This window comes from Nonomuraea sp. NPDC001699 (assembly GCF_053596455.1).
Genome location: NZ_JBSFGF010000030.1, coordinates 1 through 19,032, shown reverse-complemented (window position 1 = coordinate 19,032; position 19,032 = coordinate 1). Strand labels below are relative to the sequence as shown.

The following is a 19,032-nucleotide window of genomic DNA, read 5'->3' as shown; positions in this document are numbered from 1 at the left end:
GCGCATGGAGAGAATGCAGATGGCCTTCTTCACCCGGCCCATCGAGTTGGGCACCCTTTTCGACGACCTCGCCGAGCGCGGGCGCAGGACCGGCGTGCATCTGAGCCGCCCCCTGGACATCGCCCCCCATCTCGGCACCGATCTCGAAATCTCGGACCTGGCGGAGCTGGTCCGGGAGGCCGCCGGCTGGCTGGCCGCCGCCGGCGCGCGCCGCGGCAACCGGGTCGCCATCGTCAAGCGCAACCACTGGGACTACGTGCTGCTGTCCTGCGCCGCCGCGCGCATCGGGGCGGTGCCCGCCACCCTGTCCGCGCACCTGGCGCCCGACGTGCTGGAGATCCTGCTGAAACGGCTGGAGCCCGCGCTCCTCGTCACCGACTCCGCCCTCGCCGCCCTGCCCGGCGTGGCCTGGCAGGCGCCCCGCGTCCTGGTCGTCGACGGCCCGGCGGAGGGGCTGCTGTCCCTGGACGACGTCCGCGGCTGGGCCGTGCCGCCGGTGCACCGGCCCGCGCTGGACGACCCGCTGGCCGTCATGCACACCTCGGGGACGACCGGCGTGCCCAAGCTCGTCGTGCACTCCACCCGTACGCTGCTGCGCCGCCTGGCCGGGTTCGAGGCCCACCGGTGGCCGGTGCTGGGCAGCCGCCCCGACGACGTCGTGGCCGGCGCCATGTCCTTCGCCCACGGGCGGGCGCTGGCCTGGACCGCGAGCGTGTTGTGGCTGGGCCCCGCCAAGCTGCTGGCCGTCTCCGCCCCCGGCTGGGACGAGGCCGGCCCGTTCCTGGCCCGCCACCGGCCCACGACGCTGGAGGCGCTGCCGGCCACGTACGTGCGATGGCAGCGGCGGACGCTCGGCGACGGCGGCCCGTTCGCGCGGGTACGCCTGTTCGTCAGCACGTTCGACGCCATGCACCCGCCGACCGTACGAGCCTTCCTGGACGCCACCCGGCACCGGCGGCCGGTGTGGATGCAGGGCTGGGGGCAGAGCGAGACCGGGCCGCTGACCTTCCGCCTGCTCACCCGCAGGTCCCTGGCCGACGGCGACACCCGGCACCCGACCACGCGCGACCTCGGACGCCCGGTGCCCACGCGCACCCGGCTGCGGGTGGTGGACCGCGAGACGCTGCGCCCGGTGCCGCGCGGCGCGAGCGGCCTGGTGGTCTGCCGGACCAAGGCCCTGTGCCTGGGGTACGTCGGGGAGCAGGAACGCTGGCTGGGCAAGCGGCTCGGACAGTGGTGGCACACCGGCGACCTGGGGGCGATCGGCCGTACCGGGCGGGTGCGGTTCGTGGACCGGGAGACCGACACGATCCCGGGCGTGAGCTGCGTCGAGCTGGAGGACGTGATCGACGACCGGCTGCCCGGCGTGCTGGAGTGCGTGATCCTGGGCGTTCCCGGACGGCCTTCCGTGCCGGTCGTGGTCACCGAGGACGGCACGCTCGACCGCGACGCGTGGCGGCGGGCCGTCGCCGACCTGCCCGAGCTGGCCGACCCCGTGGTGATCACCTGGGATCAGGTCCCCCGCACCGGTACGGGCAAGGTCCGCAGGACGGCGCTGCGCGAACTGCTGGGCGAGACCCCGGACACGTACGGCACAGGGCGTTGGACGTGATGCCGGGGCCGCGGGCCGCCGGCGAGCGGGACGTGGCCGCCTGGCCGCTGGCGGGGGTGGTCGTGCGGGCACGGGGCGAGTCGGTCGCGCTGCGGGTGGCCGTCCAGCGGTTGTACGCGCTGGGCTGCGAGGTCCGGTTCGACGACGCGCCGCCGCCGGCCGGGGCCCCCGCCGGGTGGCTGGGGGTCGCGTCCGCTCCGTTCGGCATGCCGGGGGAGGCGCTGCCGGAGTGCGGGATCGGCTGGTCGGGGCCGGTGGGCGTGCCGATGGCGGGCGAGCGCGACGTGCAGGCGGCCTGCGGGATCGCCCACGTGCACGGGCGGGCCACCGGCGGGCCACGGGCGCTGCGGCTGGACTACGCGTCGGTGTGCGCGGGGGTGCTCACCGCCCAGGCGCTCACGGCGGTCCTGCTCGCGCTGCTGCGCGGCGGGCCCGCCCTGGCGGCGCGCACGTCCGTCGCGCAGGCGGCGCTGCTCGCGCTCACCCAGTACATCGCCGTCGCCACCTGCGAGCGATCCGACCCGCCCGTCCTCGGTGCGCCGGGGCGCACGGCGTGCTCGGGGGAGGGGCGGGTGCCCCCGTTCCGGTCGGCGGACGGGGTGCCGTTCGAGATCGAGACGTTCGACGCGGAGCGCTGGCGGCTGTTCTGGGCCGCGCTGGACGCCGAGCCGAAGGCCGTGGCGGCGGGCTGGCCGCCGTTCCAGCAGCGGTTCGCGACGGCGACCTGCACGTTGCCGCCGGCGCTGGGCGAGACCGCCGCCGCCGCCCGGTACCGGGACGTCGTGGCGGCCGCGGCGGAGGCCGGGGTCAGCGTGCTCCCCGTCCGGGACGCGGACGCGCCGCTGGCGCCCTCGCCCGCCTCCCCGTGGCGGCTGCGCGAGCTGACCGGCGTCGCAGGGGAACCGTCCGGGTTGCCGCCGCTCGCGCGGGACGCCCGGGGCCCGCTGGCCGGGCTGCTCGTCGTGGAGTCCACCAACCGGGTGCAGGGGCCGCTCGCCGGGCACGTGCTCGGGCTGCTCGGCGCGGACGTCGTACGGCTGGAGCCGCCCGGCGGGGACCCGCTGCGCGGCGTGCCGCCGATGGCGGGGCCGACCTCGGCCCGGTTCCTCGCGCTCAACCGGGGCAAACGTGCCCTCGAAGCCGACCTCAAGTCCGGCGCGGGCCGCCGGGCCGCCGTACGCCTGATCGCCTGCGCGCACGTGTTCCTGCACAACTGGCCCCCCGGACGGGCCGGCGCGTACGGGCTGGACCACGAGGACCTCGCGCCGGTCCGGCCGTCCCTGGTGTACGCGCAGGCCGGGGGTTGGGCCGAGGCGCTGCCTCCGCCGCAGCCCATGGGCACCGACTACCTGGTGCAGGCGTACAGCGGGGTGGCGGCGCTGCTGGCCGGACCAGGCGAGCGGCCCGCGCCGTCCCTCATGACGCTCACCGACGTGCTGGGCGCGCTCATCAGCGCCGAGGCCGTCGTCGCCGCCCTGGTGGCCCGTGCCCGCAGCGGCGCCGGGGTGCGCGCGGCCACGGCGCTCATCGACGCGGCCCGCCTCCTGCGCGCCACCCCGCCGGGGAGGGCTCCGGCCGGTCCGCGGGTCACCCCCGTGACGGATCTGGCCGCCATGGCCGACGACCCCGCCTTCGACGACGTGCTCGACCGCACCCCCCAAGCCGCCTACAGCCGTGCCCCCTGGACTTTCGTGCCAGCCCACCGACACGAGGAGGCCCTCTGAATGCGTACCGACCCCCTGCCCTGGACGTCCGCCAACGGGATCGTCCTGGCCGACCGCGTACCCAGGAGCGTGCGCGCGGAATGGACCGCCCGCGGCCTGTGCCCCGACCTGGACCTGTACAGCCTGTTCAGCCGGCACGTACGGCGGACGCCGGAGCGTGAGGCGGTCGCCGACGAGACCGGCTCGCTCGACTTCGCCGCCCTGGACGCCCGCGTGCGCCGGGCCGCCGCCGCCCTGACCGCCGCCGGGCGTGGGCCGGCCGACATCGTCGCCGTCCTGCTGCCCAACGGGCGCGACGCGGTGGTGGCCGAACTGGCGGTGGCCGCCGTCGGCGCGGTGGCCCTGCCGATCCCGCACACGCGGGGGCAGCGCGACATCACGAGCCTGCTGAACCGCTCCCGGGCGGCCGCGCTGATCACCGTGCCCGAGCTGGCCCTGGGGCTGCGGGCCGGGCTGCCGTACCTGGAGCAGACGTGGACGTTCGGCGCGCCCACGCCGGGCACCCGCTCGCTCGACCAGGTGGACGAGCAGGACGTGCGCGCGTGGCGGCCCGCGTGCCCGCCCGCCGAGTGGCCCGCCCGCATCCTGCTCTCCTCCGGCACCGAGTCCGAGCCGAAGATGGTCGCCTACTCCCACAACGCCATGGCCGGCGGCCGGGGCGCCTACCTGCGGGCCGTGCTGGGCGAGGACGGGCCCACCCGCAACCTGCTGCTGGTCTCCCTGGCCTCCTCGTACGGCTCCTGCGGCACCTCCGTCCTGCTGGCCCGCCACGGCGGCACCCTCGTCCTGCGCGCCCGCTTCGACGCCGCCGACGCGTTGCGCGCCGTCGAGCGGCACCGCCCCACCCACCTGTACGGCGTCCCGACGATGTTGCGCCGCATGGCCGACTCGGCCGCCGAGGCCGACCTGTCGTCGCTGCGCCGCGTCGTCACCAGCGCCCAGCCCCTGCACGGCGAGGCCAGGCAGGCGTGCGCCCGCCGCTTCGGCGTGCCGCTGGTCAACGTGTACGGCTCCACCGACGGCGTCAACTGCCACACCGGCCGCACCCCGGACCGGTGGGCCCCCGGCCTGGCCGGAACCCCGGACCCGGCCGTGGCCGAGATCACGATCCGGGACGCCGAAGGGCATCCGGCGCCGCCGGGCGAGGCGGGCGAGATCTGGGCGCTGGGCCCGATGACCCCCCTGTGCTACGTCGCCGCCCCCGACCTGGACGACCGCTACCGCGCCCCCGGCGGCTGGGTCCGCACCGGCGACCTGGGCCGTCTCGACCCCGACGGCACGCTCTGGGTGCTCGACCGGATCAAGCGCGTCGTGATGCGCGGCGGCCTCAGCATCTCCCCGGCCGAGGTCGAACGCGAGCTCAGCGCCCATCCCGACGTCGCCGACGCCTTCTGCGTCCCGGTGCCGGACGACGACCTGGGGGAGCGCATGTGCGCCTGCGTGTCGCCCAGGCCGGGCGCGAGACCGCCGTCCCCGGCCGAGCTGATCGTCTACCTGCGCGAGGAACGCGGCCTGGACCGGCGCAAACTCCCCGAACGCTTCCTCTGGCTGCCCGAACTGCCGCTCGGCCCGACCGGCAAGGTGTGCGCCGCCACCCTCGCCCGCCTGGCCGCGCAGTCGGCGGTGCCCGTCCCCCGCAGCCCGATGAGGAGCGGCCGATGAGCCGGACGGCCTACATGTTCGGCGACCGCCGCGACCACGTCGCCGAGCAGCACCGGTGCCTGGAGCAGGCTTACGACCCGATGACCCTGGAACGCCTGGCCGAGGCGGGCGTCGGCCCCGGCATGCGGTGCCTGGAGGTGGGCGCGGGCGGCGGCAGCGTGGCCGAGTGGCTGGCCCGTCGCGTCGGGTCCGCCGGGAGCGTGCTGGCCACCGACATCGAGCCCGCCTTCGAGCCCGTCGCCCCCGGGCTGGAGGTGGTCCGGCACGACATCGTCCGCGACCCGCTGCCGGAGGCCGCGTTCGACGTGGTGCACGCGCGGCTGGTGCTGCTGCTCCTGCCCGAGCGGCTGGCCGTGCTCGACCGGCTGGTGCGCGCGCTCAGGCCGGGCGGCGTGCTGCAGCTCGACGAGTTCGACATCACGTACGGCCCGGGGCTGCTGATGCCCGGACCGGACGCGGCCGAGCTCTACGACACGTTCATGCGGGCCAAGATCCGCGTGATGACGCGCGCCGGGGTGGACGTCGCCTGGGGACGTCACGCGGCGGACGCGATGCGGCGGGCCGGGCTGACCGGCGTCGACCCCAGGCCCCGGGTCGAGCTGTGGGACGCGCGCTCGCCGGGGGCGCGGCTGGTCGCCCATCACACCAGGCACCTGCGCGACCGGTTCGCCGAGGAGGGCCTGACCGACCGGCAGCTCGCCGACGTGCGCGCCCTGCTGGCCCACCCGGACTTCCGCGCCACCTCGTGCGTGACCTATTCCGTGCAGGGCCGCCGCCCCCTGGAGGCGTCGTGATGCGCATCGACCTGTACGGCGCCACGCCCGGCGTGCACTCCGCGATGGCCCGCTTCGACGCCGCCGCGAGCCGGGAGCTGGACCCGGCGCTCGCCGAGCTCGTCCGGGTGCGCGCCTCGCAGCTCAACGGCTGCACGGTCTGCCTCGGCATGCACACCCGCCGCGCCCTGGAGGCGGGCGAGGACGAGGAACGCCTGCGCACCCTCGCCCTCTGGCGCGACAGCACCCTGTTCACCGGGCCCGAACGCGCGGCGCTGGCGCTCACCGAGTCGATGACCAGGATCGACGAGGCGGGGGTGCCGGAGGAGGTGTTCGACGCGGCCCGCGAGCACTTCGACGAGACCCGGCTGGCCCACCTGCTGTGGACGATCGCCGCCATCAACGTCTGGAACCGGGTGGCGATCGCCGCCGGTCCGCCTGCCGGATAGGCGGCCGCTGTGGCACGATCGGAACATGCGATCCCGTACGGAGGTGGCCTTAGCGGGCCTGATCGTGCTCACGCTGACCGGCGCCTGCGCCGACCCGGCGACCCGGCGGGTGTCCCTGGTGAACGCCCCGTCCGCGCCCCCGTCGTCCAGCCTGGCGCCGGCGATGCCCCCCGTGGACACGGGTTCCTCGACGTCGCCGGGGTCGACCCCCTCGCCGTCGTCCTTCCGGCCGCCGCCCTTGGTCCCGGCGACCTCCCTGGCCGAGCCCATGGCGACGGGCAAGCGCCTGACGGCGACCGGGCCGCCGCGCTTCTTCGTCACCGCCAGGGCGCCGATCTTCTCCTCCACGGACTCGTCCAAGACGGCGCACGCCACGCCGGTGCCGCCCGCCGTGAACGACGCCGTGACGGGCGCCTTCGTGGCGGCCGTGCCGCTGCCGCCCGGGGTGCGCTCCTCCTGGCACCTCGTCGCCGCCGCCCCCGACAACCGCACGTTCGTGCTGGCCGGATGGACGGGGCCGGACACGCCCCTGCGGCTCTTCCGCATCCGTCTCGACGAGAGGGGACGGCCCGGCGAGCCGGAGCTCGTGCCCGCCCTGGAACCGGAGCCCGACCAGGTGACCGCGATGGCGCTCAGCCAGGACGCCACCAGGCTCGCCTACACCGTCACGCTCATCGGCGGCGGGACCAAGGTGGCGGTCCTCGAACTGGCCACCGGGCGGCGGCGCGACTGGGTCACCCGCGAGAACACCCACGTCATGGGCCTGGCCTGGGCCCCGGACGGGCGGCGGCTGGCCACGGCGATGCTCCCAGGGGGCGTCAGCGTGCTCGACCTGGGGAACGAGGGCTCCGATCTGGTCGCCGCGTCGCGGCCGGTCACGCCGGACAGGGCGGTGTGGATCCCCGAGTCGGTGGCCTTCACCCCGGACGGGGACGCGTTGCTCTACTCCACCGGTCACGACGTCGAGCGGGTCCCGGTGGGGGGTGGGCGGCCACAGGTGGTGGCGCGGCTGACCCTGCCGCGGGGGGCCTCGGCGGGCCTCCACTTCAGTGTCGACGGGGCCGGCGGGCAACTGCTGTACACGTACGGATGGCGGGCGCACCGGGTCGACCTCGCCGACGGGTCCACCACGTCCGTGGGGATCGACGCGGGGAAGCGCTCGGGCGAGGGCGAGTCGCCGGTCGTCGCCTGGTGAGGGGTCAGGTGCCGAGGTGCCGGGCCTCGTGTTCCCACTGGGCGCGGGGCTGGGTGTGCAGACGCCAGTAGTGCTCGGCGATGTCGTCGGGGTCGAAGTCGGTGCCCGGGGCGACCGCTCCGGCCACGGTGATGCTGGCCACGTGGACGCCGTCCGCGCCGTACTCCTGGTCGAGCAGCGTCACCAGGGTCCGCACGCCGGCCTTGCCCAGTGACAGGCTCACGTACGTCGGCTTGGGGGACGGCATGCCGCCCGTGACGATGAACGTGCCGCCTCCGCGCCGCGCCATCCCCGGCGCCACGTGGGCGGCGGCGGTGAGCGCGCCGACGACGTTGACCGCGTACGCGTCGAGCTGGGCCCGCGCCGTCAGCTCACCCGGCCGGTCGGCCTGGATGATCGCGGCGTTGTAGACCACGACGTCGGGCGGGCCCAGTTCGGCCGCCGCCTTGTCGAGCGCGGCGCGCAATGCGTCCTCGTCGGTGCTGTCGGCCACCGCCGTGGCGACCGGCACGCCGTACGTGGACAGGGCCGCCGCCGCGGCCTCCACGGTCCGCGCGCTCCGCGCGACCAGGCCGACCGGCAACCCCTCGGCGGCGAACCGGCGCGCCACCGCCTGCCCGATCCCCGGCCCCGCCCCGATGATCACTGCTCCGGACACCTTCATCTCCCATCTGCATTGGCGACAATGGGCACGATAAAGGGTCACATCCATGTGAAGGTCAATCCGGAGGTTCCCATGCGAATCGGCGATCTCGCCCGGCAGACCGGAGTGAGCCGCAGGCTGCTGCGTTACTACGAGGACCAGGGCCTGCTCAAACCGCTGCGCCTGCCGAACGGCTACCGCGAGTACGCCGAGACGGACGTCGCGGAGGTGCGCCACATCCGCGCGCTGCTCGAAGCCGGTCTGCCCACGTCGGTCATCACCCGGGTGCTGCACTGCGTCCACGACGACGGCGACCACATGGTGCCCTCGTCCTGCCCCGAGATGAGGGACAACCTCAACCGCGAGCGCGCCCGCATCAGCGGCGAGATCAGCCGCCTGGCCGCCTCGCAGAAGGCGCTCGACTCGATGCTCGCCACCGCCCGCGAGCCTCTCCAGAGGGAGCGTTCGACCAGGTGAGAGGATGGACGGCATGGATTTGGGTGCCATCCGGACGATGGATCGCGAGGAGTGCCTGGCCTTGTTGTCCTCGGTTCCCGTGGGGCGGGTGGCGTGGGCGCGGCCGGGCGGCACGATCATCGTCCTGCCGGTGAACTTCACGCTCGACGCCGACACCGTCGTGTTCAGGATCCCGCCGGGCCGCATCCTGGAGGCGATCGAGCATCACGTGCCGATGGCGTTCGAGATCGACGACATGGAGCCGGCGATGCGGGCCGGGTGGAGCGTGCTGGTGACCGGGGTCGCGGAGGTCGTCCGGGATCGGGAGGAGGCCGGGCGGCTGGAACGGCTGACCGGCGCGCCCTGGCCGGAGCTGGCCGACCCGGTGCTCGTGCGGCTGCCGTTGGACCGCATGTCCGGCCGCCGCCTGCCCCTGCACCCGGGCGGGGTCGTGGTCGAGCGGCTCGACCAGGAGGCGTGAGGCCGGCGCAGGTCACACCGGTGGGACGAGCGTGAAGTAGCGGTCGAGCAGGGCCCGGTCGCCCCGCACGTCCAGCCGGTCGGCGGGCAGCCGCCGCCACAGGTGCAGCAGCAGGTCGGAGGCCGTCCCGGCCAGCTCGACGGCCCCCTCGGAGCCGCCGGTGAGCCGGACGTCGTCGCCGTCGAAGCACACCGCCCACGTCCCCGGCCCGTCCGTCTGCCGGAACAGGTAGCGCTCGCCCGTGCCGGGCGGGGCCTGTGTCCAGGATCGGCGGGCGGGGGCCATTACCTCGAAGACCTGGGTGACGGCGTCGGCGGCGAACGCGGCGTCGATCGGGGCGGCCGGGCCGATCGCGTTCTCGGCGTCCCAGCGGTGGACGGCCGCCTCGATGGCCTGCATGCGCTGCCAGAACCCGACGGTCTGCTCCCGGGACCACGTCCAGGCGGGGGCGTCGGGGGAGTCGGCGGCGAACCGTGCCCCCAGCAGCGAGGCGCCCTCGGCGAACCAGTCGAGCACGGCCGGGGGCACCGGCCCGGTGTTGGGGGCGCGGTCGGGGTGCGGCCAGTCGCCGATGTCCGCGGGCAGCCCCAGGACGGCGAGGTCGCCCGGGTCGGGCAGCCCGGGGAGGCGGTCACGGACGACCGCGTGCACGTGCCGGTGCACCGCGCCCAGATGGATGACCAGGTCGGCGACCGACCACCCGGGACACGACGGCACGAGGGGCGCGCCGCCCGACGAGGTCGCCCGCCGCGCGGCCGCCTCGAACGCCCGGACCTCCCTGTTGAACTGCGCGACATGATCCATGGGCTCACTCCGATCAGCCGGGTTCGGATTCCGGAGGTGGTTATGCGCGAGATCCAACACTCGAAACTGTACCGGTCAGCCGGTATAGTACCGGTCATGCCACGACCGAGTTCCAAGGAGCGGCTGCTCGACGCCGCCGCCGACGTGCTGCTGACGGAAGGGGCGGAGTCCCTGACGCTGGAGGCGGTCGCCCGGCGGGCCGGCGTCTCCAAAGGCGGCCTGTTCTACCACTTCCCGACCAAGCAGGCCCTGGTCGGCGCCATGGTCGCGCGGCTGACCGACGCCTTCGACGCGGCGCTGGCGACGGCGGGCGGCCGGCCGGGCGACTTCCTGCGGGCCTACGTACGGGCCACGATCCCCGAACGGCACACCGCGTCCGCACCGGCCGACCGGGTCACCGCCGCGCTCCTGGCGGGCGTGCTGGTCGATCCGGCCGGGCTGGAGCCGCTGCGCGAGCGGTTCGCGGCCTGGCAGGCCCGGCTGGCCGACGACGGCATCGACCCGGCCGCCGCGACCGCCGTCCGGCTGGCCGTGGACGGATGGTGGGCCGCCCGCCTGCTCGGCCTCAGCGAACCCGGCCCCGACCTGCACGAACCCACCCGCCGCTACCTGATGGAGGCCATCGACCGTGCTGCGCGCGACTAAGGCGTTGATGCTGCTGACGGATCTCTGCTTCGTGGCCTACTTCACGGTCACCGGCCTCGGCCTGATCCCGCCCGAGTGGGCCTTCGCCGACTATGCCGATCCGCTGATGGTCGACTGGAACTGGTCGTTCCTCTGGATCGACCTCCTGGCCAGCGCCACGGGCCTGACCAGCCTGTGGCTCCTGCGCCGCGGCCGGCCCGCGGGCGAGCCGTTGATGCTGGTCTCGCTGGTGCTGACGATGGCCTCGGGGCTGATGGCGATCGCGTTCTGGACGCTGCGCGGCGACTTCTCGCTCGCCTGGTGGATCCCCAACCTCTACCTGCTGCTCTTCCCGCTCCCGGCCATCGCCGCGCTCACCGCCCGGGGAAGAAGTCCGCACTCTGGACGTATTCCATCGCCTTGACGAACTCGGGGTCGGTCAGGCGGCGCTGCGCCTCCTCGGCGGAGACGTCCTCGACGTGGGTCTGGATCCACCACAGGTTGCCCCAGGGGTCGCGCACCCGGCCGACCAGGTCGCCGAAGAACAGGTGCGTCACGTCGGTGACGGACGTGCCGCCCGCCTCGACCGCCCGGCGGTGGACGGCCTCGGCGTCGGGCACGAACAGGCGGAGGAAACCGGGGGTCGCCGGCCATTCGGGCCGGGCGTCGAACATCATCACCACGGCGTCGCCGATCCGCACCTCGGCGTGCTGGACCTCGCCCTCCGGGCCGGCCATCCGGCCCAGCTCCACGGCGTCGAAGGCGGCCTTGAGCCAGTCGATCAGCCCTGCCGTGTCACGCGAGATGATCCACGGCGTCACGCTGGTGTAGCCCTCGGGGACGGGGTTGACGGTCATGAGGTTCCTCCTCGATCGGTGCGTCGAGAAGACGGTAGGACGTCAGTAGGTCAGTTCCTGTCCTACATCGACGGCATTCTTGGACGCATGACGTCCCTGCGGTTGCTGAACCTGCTGTCGCTGCTCCAGACCCCGCGCGAATGGCCCGGCGGCGAGCTGGCCGAGCGGCTCGGGGTCAGCCGCCGTACCGTCCGGCGCGACGTCGAGCGGCTGCGCGACCTCGGCTACCCGGTGGTGGCCGCCATGGGGGCCGACGGCGGCTACCGGCTGGTCGCGGGCACGGCCATGCCGCCGCTGCTGCTGGACGACGAGGAGGCCGTCGCGATCGCCGTCGGCCTGGTCACCGCCGCCCGGCATCCCGTGCAGGGCATCGAGGAGGCGTCGGTACGCGCGCTGGCCAAGCTGGAGCAGGTGCTGCCGTCCCGGCTGCGCCACCGGGTGGCCTCGCTCGGCGCCGCGACCGTTCCACTGCCCGGAGTGGAGGGGTTCGACGTCGATCCCGGCCGGCTCACCGCGCTGGCCATGGCCGTCGCCAATCGCGAACGGGTGCGCTTCCGCTACCTGGCCGCCGACGGCGCCGAGAGCGCCCGGCTCGTGGACCCGCACCGCCTGGTGGCCGCCGGCCGGCGCTGGTACCTGCTGGCCCACGACCACGACCGGGACGACCGGCGCCTCTTCCGCGTCGACCGCATCGATGACATACGGGCCACGGGCGCCCGGATCACCACGACCGAGCCGGAGGACCCCGCCGCGTACGTCGCCGCCAAGCTCTACTCGGGCGTGCCCACGTACGGGGCGGTCGTGACCCTGCACGCGCCCGCCGAGGACGTCGCCCGGGCCGTCCCCGGCGAGGTCACCCCGCTGGACGGGCGCACCTGCCTCCTGCGCGCCTCCGCCGACACCCTGGACTGGCTGGCCTTCCGGCTGATCACGCTCGGCTGCGAGTTCGAGGTGCACGAGCCGCCCGAGCTCGTCGCCCACCTGCGCGGACTGGCCGCCCGTCTCACCCGCGCGAGCGCGCCAGGAACTCCAGCACCAGCGGGCTCGCCACCTCGCGGAACTCCTCGAAGTAGGCGTGCCGGGCCCCCTCGATGAGCCGGAGCTCCGCCCCGGGGATGCGCCCGGCCAGCAGCGGGGCGTTGGCGGCGGGGTTGAACACGTCGTCGGTGCCGTGCACGACCAGCGTCGGCGCGGTGATGGCGGGCAGGACGGCCCAGGCGTCGTGCCCGGCGCTGGCGGCCAGATGGCGGCGGCGGGCGTGGGCGGGCATGCCGGGATCGCCCACCGTGCGGTACGGCCCGGGATGCGTGGCCAGCCAGCCCGGCGTGTACATCAGCTCCAGCAGCGCCCGCCCGGCGGCGGCCCGGTCGGGTTGCGCCAGCGAGCTGCGCACGTCGTCGCCGCGTTCCAGCCCGTGGACGCCGCCGGGGGAGGTGCAGCCGAGCACGAGCGCCCCCACGCGGCCGGGATGGTCGGCGGCCAGCCACTGGGCCACCCGGCCGCCCATCGACGTGCCGTAGACGTCGGCGCGGGTGACGCCGAGGTCGTCGAGCACGGCCAGCACGTCTTCCGCGAACCCGCGCGTGGTGTACGGCTCGTCGGGCTTGTCGCTGTCGCCGGTGCCGCGGTAGTCGAAGGTGATCGTGCGGTGGGCGCGGTCGAAGTCGTCGCGGACCGGGTCCCACCAGCGGTGGTTGTTGGCCTGGCCCTGGAGCAGCACGAGCGCGGGGCCACTGCCGCGGACCTGGTAGGACAGCTTGACGCCGCCCGTCGTCATGGCGAAAGGCACGCCTTCGATGGTGCCATGGCGGCGCTGGTGCCCTTGACGGAGTGAGTACTCACTCCGTACCGTCGAAGGCATGACGAACGAGACGAGCCGGCGGCGAGCGCCGGCGATGAGCCCCGAACGACGCCGCGAGATGATCGTGAAGGCCGCCCTCCCGTTGGTGGTCGAGTACGGCACCTCCGTGACCACCGCCCAGGTCGCCCGCGCGGCGGGCATAGGCGAGGGCACCATCTTCCGCGCCTTCGGCGACAAGGAGGCGCTGCTGGCCGCCTGCATGGCGGAGGCGCTGCGCCCCGACGACACCCTCGCCCACGTGTCCGCGATCTCCCTCGACCTGCCGCTGGCCGAACGGCTGCTGGAGGCGGCCGAGGCGCTGCGCGGCTACCTGGCCAGGATGGGCGCGGTGGCGGGCGCCCTCGCCACCACGGGCGGCCTGCGCCGCCCCGCCCCCGCCCCTGGCCCCGCCTCTGGCCACGGCGAAGGCGAGCGGCCCGGCTCTGGCCAGGGCGAAGGCGAGCGGCCCGGCTCTGGCCACGGCGAAGGCGAGCGGCCCGGCTCTGGCCAGGGCGAAGGCGAGCGGCCCGGCTCTGGCCAGGGCGAAGGCGAGCGGCCCGGCTCTGGCCAGGGCGAAGGCGAGCGGCCCGGCGCGTCAGGCGGTGCGGGAGGGCGGCCCGCGTCCGGGCGGGAGGAGTCGATGGCGGCGTCGCGTGAGGCTCTGGCCGGGCTGTTCGAGCCCGAGCGCGACCGGCTCAGGCTGGCCCCCGAACACCTGGCCGACGCGTTCCAGTTCATGGTGATGGCGGCCGGTCGCGGCCCGTCCCCGCTCGGCTCGGCGGAGCTGGTCGACCTGTTCCTGAACGGCGCGCTCACGGGCGGCGAACGTCCTTGACCGACCTCTACGAGGACCTGGCGCCCCGCAGCCGCACCGCGGTCACCTTCGCCTTACTGGGCTGCGCCTTCCTGGGCATGCTCGACGGCACCGTCATCGGCACCGCGCTCCCGCGCATCGTCGAGCAGGTCGGCGGCACCACCTCCTGGTACGTCTGGCTGATCACCGCCTACCTGCTCACCTCCTCCGTGAGCGTCCCCGTCTACGGCCGCTTCTCCGACCTGTACGGCCGCCGCCGCCTCCTCCTCTCCGGGGTCGCGATCTTCCTGGCCGGCTCGCTGGCCTGCGGACTCGCTGGCTCGATGGAGATCCTGATCGTCAGCCGGGCCGTCCAGGGGATCGGCGCGGGCGCCCTGCTCACCCTGGGCATGGCGCTGATCCGCGACCTCCATCCGCCCCACCGGGCCGAGGGCCTGATCCGCATGCAGACCCTGCTGGCCACCATGATGATCGTCGGCATGGTCGGCGGCCCCCTGGTCGGCGGCCTGCTCGCCGACCACGCGAGCTGGCGCTGGGCGTTCCTGGTCAACCTGCCCGTCGGCGCGGTCGCGGCCACGCTGATCGCGCTGCTCCTGCCCGACCGGCGTCCGCCGCGCACCTCCGGCAGACTCGACGCGGCCGGGATCGCCCTGCTCACCGCAGGCCTGTCGCTGGTGCTGATCGGCCTGAGCCTCAAGGGCAACACCGGCCGGGGCTGGACCGACCCGGCGGTGCTCGGCTCGCTGCTCGGCGGGCTGGCGCTGCTGGTCGCGCTCGTCCCCGTCGAGCGGCGGGCCGACACGCCGGTGCTGCCGCCACGGCTGATGCGCCGCCGCACGTACGCGGCGCTGCTCGCCGGGGGGTTCTTCTTCCAGGTGGCGGGGCTGCCCGCGGGCGTCCTGCTGCCGCTCCATCTTCAGCACGTACGCGGCTTGTCGGCCACGGTCTCCGGCCTGCTGCTGCTCCCGATGCTGGTGGGCATGATCGTCGGGAACCGGCTGACGGCGGTCCTCGTGCTGCGTTCCGGGCACACCAGACCGGTGCTGCTGACCGGGGCCGCGCTGGTGACGGCCGGCACGCTCGCCTTCGCCCTGCTGGGTCCTGGCACCTCGCCGTTCCTGGTCGGGTTCTGGCTGCTGCTCGTGGGGCTCGGTACGGGCCCGGCGATGGGCGGGCTCACCATCGCCACCCAGAGCAGCGTCCCTCAGGCCGACATGGGCACGGCGACGGCGGGTTCGGCGCTGTCCAAGCAGCTCGGCGGCTCCTTCGGGCTGGCCTGCGCCCAGTCGCTCGTCGGCGGGCACGTCACCGCGGCGGCCGTGGGCTCCACCGTCGCCTGGACCGGGGGCGTCGCGGGCCTGCTGGCGGTCGCCGCCCTGCTGCTGGTCCGCGAGACCGGGCTCCCGGCGAGGCAGCCCGCCAGAGTTTGAGAGGAAATCGGGGAAACGCGGGGAATGTTCCGGCAGGGACCCCCGTTACATAAACCGTGGCCGGTGTGTCCAGTGTCCCCGGGCCTCACCTATTGCCTTCGCGGACTACCGTTCGGCTGGAGCCGCGTTGTGCCTTTCGCCGAGAGGCGACCTGCACACCGGTACACGCACACGTGGAAGCCCGCCCTCCCCGGAGGGCGGGCTTTCGCGTCTCCTACGCCGGACGGTTCTTGACGTAGTACGGATCGGTGACGCCGCCAGGGCAGGCCACCTCCTCGGTGTCCAGGTGGGTCAGCTTGGCCCCGGCCTGGTAGGCGCTCTGCAGGAACTCCAGCACACCCGCCACCGGGTCGCCCATGGCCCGCACGTCGTCGTAGCGCAGCACGGCCAGATGGCTGCCGCGCGCGGGCAGCCACTCGGCCTGGCCGGGTTGCAGCGGCTCCCGTTCCAGGCCCTTGGGCTCGGGCGCGGTGTAGGAGTAGAACGCCGGCCAGGGCCGTTCCTTGTCGCCGAACCAGAACCCCGCGCTGATCACCTCCCGGCTGTACGCCTCGCGCGTGACGGGGTCGGCTTCCTCCGACACCTCGGCCGGGCGGCCGGTGAAGAGGGTGACCGCGATGTCGAACGTGTGCCAGAAGTGGTGCACCGGGCTGACCTTGCCGCCGAAGTCCGCGGCGAACCGGTCGAGCAGTTGGGCCACCTGTGACAGGATCCGCCAGTAGCGGTTGATCAGGATCGGGTCGTAGTGCGCGTGCCGGGTGTCCTCGGCGAACGGCGTCTCGTCCTCCAGGTCGTAGGGCACCGCCCAGATCTCCGGCCGGATGCCCAGGTCGGCCAGCGTCTGGAAGAGCCGGGACTGGAAGGTGGCCACCGACAGCCCGATCAGGCTGAACTCGGCGCTGCGGCCGTCGAGGACGTCGATCAGCAGGCGGTGGCGGACGAGGTCGAAGTCCACGCAGAACAGCGGCTGCTCGCCGAGCCCGCCCATGGGACGCGTCGTCAGGCCACGCCCGGTCAGATGGAACGGCACCTGCCACCAGTGGTTGCGCCGGTTACTCACCGTCAGACGGATTTTCCCGACGATCTGCGCGAAGCGGTGGAAGGTCTCCTTGGTGTCGGCCCACTCTTCGAGTGGCATGGCCGGAAAGAGCTCCATGTCCTCTATCGTAACTACGCTGCGTAATCGCTCGTCGGAGGGGCTCCGCTAATATCCGGCTTGAAGGGTGGTTCAAGTCGAGGAGCCGGGGCATGCGGGACACGTTGATCGACATTGGCGAGGTGGCCAGGCGTACCGGGCTGGCCGCGTCCGCGCTGCGCTTCTACGAGCGCAAGGGGCTCATCGAGGCCGAGGGGCGCAACGGCCTGCGCCGCGTCTACCTGCCCGAGACGCTCGACCGGCTGGCGCTGATCACCTGCGCCCGCGACGCCGGTTTCACGCTGTCGGAGATCGCCGAGTTCCTGCGGGCCAGGCCCGCGGACACGCGGCTGCGCGAGCGCATGGCCGCCAAGGAGCGCGAGGTCGACCAGCGGGTGCAGCAGCTCACCCGGCTGCGTGACAGCCTGCGTCACGCGGCCGTGTGCGAGCACGACCCGCTGGTCGAGTGCCCCGAGTTCAAGCGCGCCGTGAGGGCCGTCAGCCAGAGCTGACGTACTTGCGCGGGCGCAGGGCGTGGGCGCGCAGCGCGGAGAGGGCCGCGTACTGGCCGGGCCTGGCCATCCGCACGGCCAGGTCGTCGCTGAAGGCCAGGCCCAGCGCGGTGAGCTGGGAGACCAGGTCGGCGACCGGCGCGGCGACGTCGTCGAGGGTCGTGGCCGGGTGCCAGCCCTCGCCGCCCACCACCTCGGCCACCCGTTCGCGCAGCTCGGCGGGTGACATCAGGACGCCGTCCGCCAGCAGCATGAGCGCGGCCTCGCGGGCCGAGACCTCGAACTCGTGCTCGCCTCTGGCCAGCAGCAGCCGGGTGACCGCCTCCCACATGGCCTCCGGCGAGCCCAGCAGGTGACGGCCGTAGTCGGTGATGGCCAGCCGGGCGCCGTCGCGGCTGATCGCGCCGAGCTCGCGCTCGGCCAGCTCGCGCAGCCGCAGCGCCGGGGGCGAGGGGGCCAGCCGGAGCGGCAGGCTGCCCTCGGAGGCGGCCAGGGACAGCAGCTTGCGCAGGGCGGGCAGCGGCTGCGGCGTCACCGGCGCGTACAGGCGCACCTCGAACGGCTGGGCCAGCTCCCGCCGGGCCGGGCCGCGCCCGAGCACCCAGCGGTTGAGCCGTTCGCCGTGCACGCGGTTGAGCCAGCTGTCGCCGCCCAGCTCGGCGCGGGGCTCGGTGAGCCAGCGACGGGTGAGGGCGGTGCGGTCGAGGTCGTCGCCGGCGACGATCGCCAGCTCCAGCGCCGCCGAGCAGGCCACGTGCGCGCCCAGCTCCTCCGGGCCCATGATCATGCTCCATTGCAGCTCGGGAACGTCGGGCGGGAGCACGCCCGTGGCCTCAAGGGCCTTCTGGTAGGCGCTGGTGCCGGCGTCCTCGCCCTCCTGGGCGTAGGTGCGCAGGATCTGGACGGTCGTGGGCGACACGCACAGGGCGGCGTAACGTTCCATGCCGCCCAGTTGCAGCAGTCGCCCGAGCGAGCGGGACAGGCGTTCGTGGTCGCCTCCGGGCCGGAGCGGGCCCACCTTGATCGGAAGCGTGTACCAGAGGAACTCGCAGACGTCGAGCTGGGTCACCGTCTCCAGCGGCTCCCCACCCGTCAACCATTCGACGGCGGTCCTGGCCTCCTCGGCCAGGTCCGGCTGAGATCGCTCCAACTCGGCGAGAAGGGCGGTGACATCCGGTGCACTCATGCCTCGAAGTTTGCCGTATCGCACCCAGCCCTGACGATGACCGAATGCGGTGCGTATTGGGTCTTGCACAGCGACTACCCTACGAAACCGATGTTTACCTACAGTGAGCGGGTCAGATCCACCGTTTGTCGAACAACATCCGGGCCTTCCATTCGGTGTACGGGATCACCTCTGCGGACAAGATCGGGTGCAACCACCAGAAATTGATCAGTGCCAGCAGAGCGTACGCGCCGACCACCGCGGCGCCCAAGGTGCGGCGCATCGGCATGGCTCCGGCGGCCGTCGGCGTGGCGGGCCCGATCAGCAACCCGGCGCACAACGTCAGCGCCAGGATCATGAACGGCACCATGGGGATCGCGTAGAACAGGAACATCGTACGGTTCTCGGAGATGGCGAAGTAGAACCAGGGCAGCCAGCCCATCGCGTACGCCAGCAGCACCGCCCCCGCCCGCCAGTCGCGCGAGGAGACGTACCAGGCGATCAGGGCCACCAGCGCGGCCAGCGCGCCGAACCAGATGACCGGCGTGCCCACGCCGAGCACCGCCTCCGAGCAGTCCTTGGCCCCGCACACGTTCTGCTTGCCCTCGTAGAAGAAGGCCACCGGACGCAGCAGCAGCGGCCACTGCCACGGCTCCGACATGTACGGATGAGAGGTCTCCAGCCCGTTGTGGAACGAGAAGACCTGCCATTGGTAGTGGATCCAGGAGCGCATGGAGTCGAACAGGAAGAAGAAGGGGCCGGAGGAGGTGGCCTGGTCCCAGTTGCGGCCGTAGCCGTTGGCGGAGGCGAACCAGCCGGTCCAGGTGGCCATGTAGGCGAGGAAGGGGATGAGGGT

General features: G+C 74.0%; 20 protein-coding genes and 1 pseudogene. 14 read left to right on the top strand and 7 right to left on the bottom strand.

What is annotated here, in order from left to right; translation table 11 throughout:
- Positions 1 to 4: 4 nt before the first annotated feature.
- From ACWCSU_RS46270 to ACWCSU_RS46245, 6 genes are read left to right on the top strand one after another with little or no spacing between them, the layout of a single operon-like run.
- A complete protein-coding gene (locus tag ACWCSU_RS46270) occupies positions 5 to 1,612 on the top strand; it encodes a class I adenylate-forming enzyme family protein (RefSeq protein ID WP_364101674.1) in 1,608 nt (535 codons plus the stop codon).
- Positions 1,612 to 3,336, top strand: coding sequence for a CoA transferase (locus ACWCSU_RS46265; RefSeq protein ID WP_449942806.1), 1,725 nt, complete (start codon positions 1,612 to 1,614; stop codon positions 3,334 to 3,336). Before ACWCSU_RS46270 ends, ACWCSU_RS46265 begins: the two co-directional genes overlap by 1 nt.
- Complete coding sequence (locus ACWCSU_RS46260) at positions 3,337 to 4,998, top strand: class I adenylate-forming enzyme family protein (RefSeq protein ID WP_449942701.1); 1,662 nt, start codon at positions 3,337 to 3,339, stop codon at positions 4,996 to 4,998.
- Complete coding sequence (locus ACWCSU_RS46255) at positions 4,995 to 5,792, top strand: class I SAM-dependent methyltransferase (protein ID WP_449942700.1); 798 nt, start codon at positions 4,995 to 4,997, stop codon at positions 5,790 to 5,792. Before ACWCSU_RS46260 ends, ACWCSU_RS46255 begins: the two co-directional genes overlap by 4 nt.
- A complete protein-coding gene (locus ACWCSU_RS46250; RefSeq protein ID WP_357696656.1) occupies positions 5,792 to 6,220 on the top strand; it encodes a carboxymuconolactone decarboxylase family protein in 429 nt (142 codons plus the stop codon). The genes ACWCSU_RS46255 and ACWCSU_RS46250 overlap by 1 nt, the downstream gene beginning before the upstream one ends.
- Before the next feature lie 25 nt (positions 6,221 to 6,245).
- On the top strand, positions 6,246 to 7,415 hold the full coding sequence (locus ACWCSU_RS46245) for a hypothetical protein (protein ID WP_449942699.1): 1,170 nt from the start codon (positions 6,246 to 6,248) through the stop codon (positions 7,413 to 7,415).
- A gap of 4 nt (positions 7,416 to 7,419) precedes the next feature.
- On the opposite strand, the gene ACWCSU_RS46240 is transcribed toward ACWCSU_RS46245, so the two are convergent.
- The gene (locus ACWCSU_RS46240; protein ID WP_449942698.1) at positions 7,420 to 8,073 is read right to left on the bottom strand and encodes an SDR family NAD(P)-dependent oxidoreductase; all 654 of its coding nucleotides are present in this window, start codon (positions 8,071 to 8,073) and stop codon (positions 7,420 to 7,422) included.
- A gap of 78 nt (positions 8,074 to 8,151) precedes the next feature.
- Between ACWCSU_RS46240 and ACWCSU_RS46235 the strand changes: the two genes are divergently transcribed.
- Both ACWCSU_RS46235 and ACWCSU_RS46230 read left to right on the top strand, forming a co-directional pair.
- Positions 8,152 to 8,535 (top strand): MerR family transcriptional regulator, encoded by a 384-nt coding sequence (locus ACWCSU_RS46235; protein ID WP_449942697.1) that lies wholly within the window; start codon positions 8,152 to 8,154, stop codon positions 8,533 to 8,535.
- A 13-nt stretch (positions 8,536 to 8,548) separates the two neighbouring features.
- The gene (locus ACWCSU_RS46230) at positions 8,549 to 8,995 is read left to right on the top strand and encodes a pyridoxamine 5'-phosphate oxidase family protein (RefSeq protein WP_449942696.1); all 447 of its coding nucleotides are present in this window, start codon (positions 8,549 to 8,551) and stop codon (positions 8,993 to 8,995) included.
- Positions 8,996 to 9,007: 12 nt separating this feature from the next.
- Here ACWCSU_RS46230 and ACWCSU_RS46225 read toward each other — a convergent pair whose 3' ends face one another.
- Entirely contained in the window at positions 9,008 to 9,799 is a 792-nt protein-coding gene (locus tag ACWCSU_RS46225; protein WP_449942695.1) for a maleylpyruvate isomerase N-terminal domain-containing protein, read from the bottom strand.
- A gap of 96 nt (positions 9,800 to 9,895) precedes the next feature.
- Here ACWCSU_RS46225 and ACWCSU_RS46220 point away from each other — a divergent pair, with 96 nt between their 5' ends.
- Together ACWCSU_RS46220 and ACWCSU_RS46215 are read left to right on the top strand one after the other, a co-directional pair.
- Positions 9,896 to 10,444, top strand: coding sequence for a TetR/AcrR family transcriptional regulator (locus ACWCSU_RS46220; protein WP_449942694.1), 549 nt, complete (start codon positions 9,896 to 9,898; stop codon positions 10,442 to 10,444).
- Positions 10,428 to 10,847, top strand: coding sequence for a DUF5360 family protein (locus tag ACWCSU_RS46215; RefSeq protein ID WP_357696101.1), 420 nt, complete (start codon positions 10,428 to 10,430; stop codon positions 10,845 to 10,847). The genes ACWCSU_RS46220 and ACWCSU_RS46215 overlap by 17 nt, the downstream gene beginning before the upstream one ends.
- On the opposite strand, the gene ACWCSU_RS46210 is transcribed toward ACWCSU_RS46215, so the two are convergent.
- Positions 10,798 to 11,280: a VOC family protein gene (locus ACWCSU_RS46210; protein WP_449942693.1), complete on the bottom strand. Its 483-nt coding sequence runs from the start codon at positions 11,278 to 11,280 to the stop codon at positions 10,798 to 10,800. The two genes, ACWCSU_RS46215 and ACWCSU_RS46210, sit on opposite strands and share 50 nt — an antisense overlap.
- An 87-nt stretch (positions 11,281 to 11,367) precedes the next feature.
- Here ACWCSU_RS46210 and ACWCSU_RS46205 point away from each other — a divergent pair, with 87 nt between their 5' ends.
- Positions 11,368 to 12,375, top strand: coding sequence for a helix-turn-helix transcriptional regulator (locus ACWCSU_RS46205; protein ID WP_449942692.1), 1,008 nt, complete (start codon positions 11,368 to 11,370; stop codon positions 12,373 to 12,375).
- Here ACWCSU_RS46205 and ACWCSU_RS46200 read toward each other — a convergent pair.
- Positions 12,284 to 13,069 (bottom strand): alpha/beta fold hydrolase, encoded by a 786-nt coding sequence (locus tag ACWCSU_RS46200; RefSeq protein WP_449942691.1) that lies wholly within the window; start codon positions 13,067 to 13,069, stop codon positions 12,284 to 12,286. The two genes, ACWCSU_RS46205 and ACWCSU_RS46200, sit on opposite strands and share 92 nt — an antisense overlap.
- Before the next feature lie 70 nt (positions 13,070 to 13,139).
- Here ACWCSU_RS46200 and ACWCSU_RS46195 point away from each other — a divergent pair, with 70 nt between their 5' ends.
- A complete protein-coding gene (locus tag ACWCSU_RS46195) occupies positions 13,140 to 13,955 on the top strand; it encodes a TetR family transcriptional regulator (RefSeq protein WP_449942690.1) in 816 nt (271 codons plus the stop codon).
- The gene (locus ACWCSU_RS46190) at positions 13,952 to 15,364 is read left to right on the top strand and encodes an MDR family MFS transporter (protein ID WP_449942689.1); all 1,413 of its coding nucleotides are present in this window, start codon (positions 13,952 to 13,954) and stop codon (positions 15,362 to 15,364) included. The genes ACWCSU_RS46195 and ACWCSU_RS46190 overlap by 4 nt, the downstream gene beginning before the upstream one ends.
- A gap of 214 nt (positions 15,365 to 15,578) precedes the next feature.
- Here the strand turns inward: ACWCSU_RS46190 and ACWCSU_RS46185 are convergent, their stop codons facing one another.
- Entirely contained in the window at positions 15,579 to 16,520 is a 942-nt protein-coding gene (locus tag ACWCSU_RS46185; protein ID WP_449942688.1) for a DUF5996 family protein, read from the bottom strand.
- A gap of 92 nt (positions 16,521 to 16,612) precedes the next feature.
- Here ACWCSU_RS46185 and ACWCSU_RS46180 point away from each other — a divergent pair, with 92 nt between their 5' ends.
- Entirely contained in the window at positions 16,613 to 17,011 is a 399-nt protein-coding gene (locus ACWCSU_RS46180; protein WP_449942687.1) for a MerR family transcriptional regulator, read from the top strand.
- On the opposite strand, the gene ACWCSU_RS46175 is transcribed toward ACWCSU_RS46180, so the two are convergent.
- Together ACWCSU_RS46175 and ACWCSU_RS46170 are read right to left on the bottom strand one after the other, a co-directional pair.
- Positions 16,998 to 18,197, bottom strand: coding sequence for a hypothetical protein (locus tag ACWCSU_RS46175; protein ID WP_357696085.1), 1,200 nt, complete (start codon positions 18,195 to 18,197; stop codon positions 16,998 to 17,000). The genes ACWCSU_RS46180 and ACWCSU_RS46175 overlap by 14 nt on opposite strands.
- Positions 18,198 to 18,309: 112 nt before the next feature.
- Positions 18,310 to 19,032: pseudogene (locus ACWCSU_RS46170) on the bottom strand (phospholipid carrier-dependent glycosyltransferase); the annotation flags it as partial.

Bases quoted from the DNA above. Each gene is read 5' to 3' on its own strand.
- ACWCSU_RS46270 (WP_364101674.1), top strand. From the start codon at position 5: ATGGAGAGAATGCAGATGGCCTTCTTCACCCGGCCCATCGAGTTGGGC.
- ACWCSU_RS46265 (WP_449942806.1), top strand. From the start codon at position 1,612: ATGCCGGGGCCGCGGGCCGCCGGCGAGCGGGACGTGGCCGCCTGGCCG.
- ACWCSU_RS46260 (WP_449942701.1), top strand. From the start codon at position 3,337: ATGCGTACCGACCCCCTGCCCTGGACGTCCGCCAACGGGATCGTCCTG.
- ACWCSU_RS46255 (WP_449942700.1), top strand. From the start codon at position 4,995: ATGAGCCGGACGGCCTACATGTTCGGCGACCGCCGCGACCACGTCGCC.
- ACWCSU_RS46250 (WP_357696656.1), top strand. From the start codon at position 5,792: ATGCGCATCGACCTGTACGGCGCCACGCCCGGCGTGCACTCCGCGATG.
- ACWCSU_RS46245 (WP_449942699.1), top strand. From the start codon at position 6,246: ATGCGATCCCGTACGGAGGTGGCCTTAGCGGGCCTGATCGTGCTCACG.
- ACWCSU_RS46235 (WP_449942697.1), top strand. From the start codon at position 8,152: ATGCGAATCGGCGATCTCGCCCGGCAGACCGGAGTGAGCCGCAGGCTG.
- ACWCSU_RS46230 (WP_449942696.1), top strand. From the start codon at position 8,549: ATGGATTTGGGTGCCATCCGGACGATGGATCGCGAGGAGTGCCTGGCC.
- ACWCSU_RS46225 (WP_449942695.1), bottom strand. From the start codon at position 9,799: ATGGATCATGTCGCGCAGTTCAACAGGGAGGTCCGGGCGTTCGAGGCG.
- ACWCSU_RS46220 (WP_449942694.1), top strand. From the start codon at position 9,896: ATGCCACGACCGAGTTCCAAGGAGCGGCTGCTCGACGCCGCCGCCGAC.
- ACWCSU_RS46210 (WP_449942693.1), bottom strand. From the start codon at position 11,280: ATGACCGTCAACCCCGTCCCCGAGGGCTACACCAGCGTGACGCCGTGG.
- ACWCSU_RS46205 (WP_449942692.1), top strand. From the start codon at position 11,368: ATGACGTCCCTGCGGTTGCTGAACCTGCTGTCGCTGCTCCAGACCCCG.
- ACWCSU_RS46195 (WP_449942690.1), top strand. From the start codon at position 13,140: ATGACGAACGAGACGAGCCGGCGGCGAGCGCCGGCGATGAGCCCCGAA.
- ACWCSU_RS46185 (WP_449942688.1), bottom strand. From the start codon at position 16,520: ATGGAGCTCTTTCCGGCCATGCCACTCGAAGAGTGGGCCGACACCAAG.
- ACWCSU_RS46180 (WP_449942687.1), top strand. From the start codon at position 16,613: ATGCGGGACACGTTGATCGACATTGGCGAGGTGGCCAGGCGTACCGGG.
- ACWCSU_RS46175 (WP_357696085.1), bottom strand. From the start codon at position 18,197: ATGAGTGCACCGGATGTCACCGCCCTTCTCGCCGAGTTGGAGCGATCT.